We start from the raw sequence: 1,907 nt of genomic DNA on the forward strand, positions 1-1,907 counted from the left end.
CAGCCGGTCTTAAGGCTACTTTAACAGGGCCGATGCCAACTCCTGCTGTCGCATATCTAACCCAAACATTTCGTGCTGAAGCAGGGATCGTTATCTCGGCATCACACAATCCATATTACGATAATGGCATCAAATTCTTTTCATCAGAAGGCACAAAACTGCCCGATGACATTGAGTTGGCGATTGAAGCTGAGATGGATAAAGACATTGAATGTGTTGACTCAGCTCTTCTTGGTAAAGCGATGCGACTTAACGATGCCGCCGGACGATACATAGAGTTTTGTAAAAGTACGTTCCCAAGTGAACTGAGCCTATCTGGACTCAAAGTCGTGATCGACTGTGCGCATGGGGCAACTTATCATATTGCTCCGAGTGTCTTTACAGAGTTGGGCGCGGAAATAGTGACGATTGGTGTAGAGCCTAATGGAACCAACATCAATCATGAAGTCGGTGCGACCGATGTTCGAGCGTTACAAAAGCGCGTAGTAGAAGAGAAGGCGCACTTAGGCGTAGCGTTTGATGGTGATGGCGACCGCATCATCATGGTTGATGAATTTGGCAATAAAGTCGATGGTGACCAAATCGCTTACATTATTGCTCGTGATGCCCTGCGTCGTGGTGAATTAAAAGGCGGTGTTGTCGGTACTTTGATGACCAATCTAGGCATGGAAAATGGCCTTAAACAGCTAGGCATTCCATTTGTACGAGCATCTGTTGGTGACAGATACGTGATGGAGAAGCTTCTAGAGCGTGATTGGAAGATTGGTGCAGAAAACTCAGGACACGTCATCCTACTTGATAAAGTCACGACGGGTGATGCTATTGTTGCTGCGCTTCAAGTGATTGCCTCCATTGTGGGAAGTGAAATGTCGCTGAATGAGCTATCGCAAGGCATGACGTTATACCCACAGGTTCTTGAGAATGTGCGCTTTAGCGGTGATTCTAATCCACTTGAAGCCGAAGCCGTCAAACAAGCGGTAACCGAAGTCGAATCGCAACTGGGTGCTAAGGGGCGCGTATTACTGCGTAAATCTGGTACAGAGCCATTATTGCGAGTCATGGTTGAAGGTGAAGATGCCGATCTTGTTCAAGCCTCTGCATCTAAAATTGCCGCAGCCGTTAAAGAAAACTGTTAGCCAGTGGAGTGAGTGTTGAGGTGACGTTACCGCCAATTCTCAATGCTCACACACTACAAACTCGTTATTTGCCCTTTTTTTGACCGCTTGGTGCATCTTAAGGGTGTTTTTCTTAAAATCTTCTTGTCAGCGCTCGCGGCTTTCGCTAGTATTGCTCGGCCTTCAGTTAGGAGGTCGCTAGCCTTGTTTTAAAAGTATTGCTTTAGCAAGTTTTTAAACGGCGCTGGCTCAACAATTTGGAACATAGGTGGACATCATGTTTTCAGTTCTACTTGTGACTTACCTGTTGGCAGCGCTCGGTGTAATTGGCCTTGTGTTGATTCAGCAAGGTAAAGGCGCAGATATGGGAGCCTCATTCGGTGCTGGCGCTTCAAACACTGTTTTTGGTGCTGGTGGCTCAGGAAATTTCCTAACCCGAATGACTGCAATTTTTGCAACAGTATTTTTCATCCTTAGCTTAGTGCTTGGCAACATGTCTACAAGTAAGACTGAGTCACAATGGATTGACCCAACTCAAGGTCAAGTAATCCAACAAGCTGAAGATGTAGTGAGTGAAATCCCAGCCGAAAGTGGCGACGAGATTCCTCAATAAGCTAATTCAATGATTTAGCTGCCGAGATGGTGAAATTGGTAGACACGCTAGCATGAGGTGCTAGTGCCTTAGGGTGTGAGGGTTCAAGTCCCTCTCTCGGCACCATATTTACAAACTTGTAAATCACCTTGTTGAGCGTATAATGCACAGCAAGTCGGACGCGGGATGGAGCAGTTTGG

At 46.4% G+C, this 1,907-nt stretch carries 2 protein-coding genes and 1 tRNA gene; all 3 read left to right on the forward strand.

Annotated features, from left to right (window positions below):
- Nucleotides 1–1,136 (forward strand): phosphoglucosamine mutase (gene glmM, locus ACP45E_RS15370; protein ID WP_069585199.1); only part of this gene is annotated, 1,136 nt, incomplete at its 5' end.
- 256 nt (nt 1,137–1,392) lie between these two features.
- Nucleotides 1,393–1,728, forward strand: a complete 336-nt coding sequence (secG, locus tag ACP45E_RS15375; protein ID WP_017036724.1) for a preprotein translocase subunit SecG — start codon at nt 1,393–1,395, stop codon at nt 1,726–1,728.
- Nucleotides 1,729–1,748: 20 nt separating this feature from the next.
- Nucleotides 1,749–1,833, forward strand: a tRNA-Leu gene (locus tag ACP45E_RS15380).
- Nucleotides 1,834–1,907 lie beyond the last annotated feature (74 nt).

Source organism: Vibrio genomosp. F10 str. 9ZD137 (assembly GCF_049974785.1).
In the GTDB taxonomy this organism is placed as follows: Bacteria; Pseudomonadota; Gammaproteobacteria; order Enterobacterales; family Vibrionaceae; genus Vibrio.

Bases quoted from the DNA above. Each gene is read 5' to 3' on its own strand.
- secG (WP_017036724.1), top strand. From the start codon at position 1,393: ATGTTTTCAGTTCTACTTGTGACTTACCTGTTGGCAGCGCTCGGTGTA.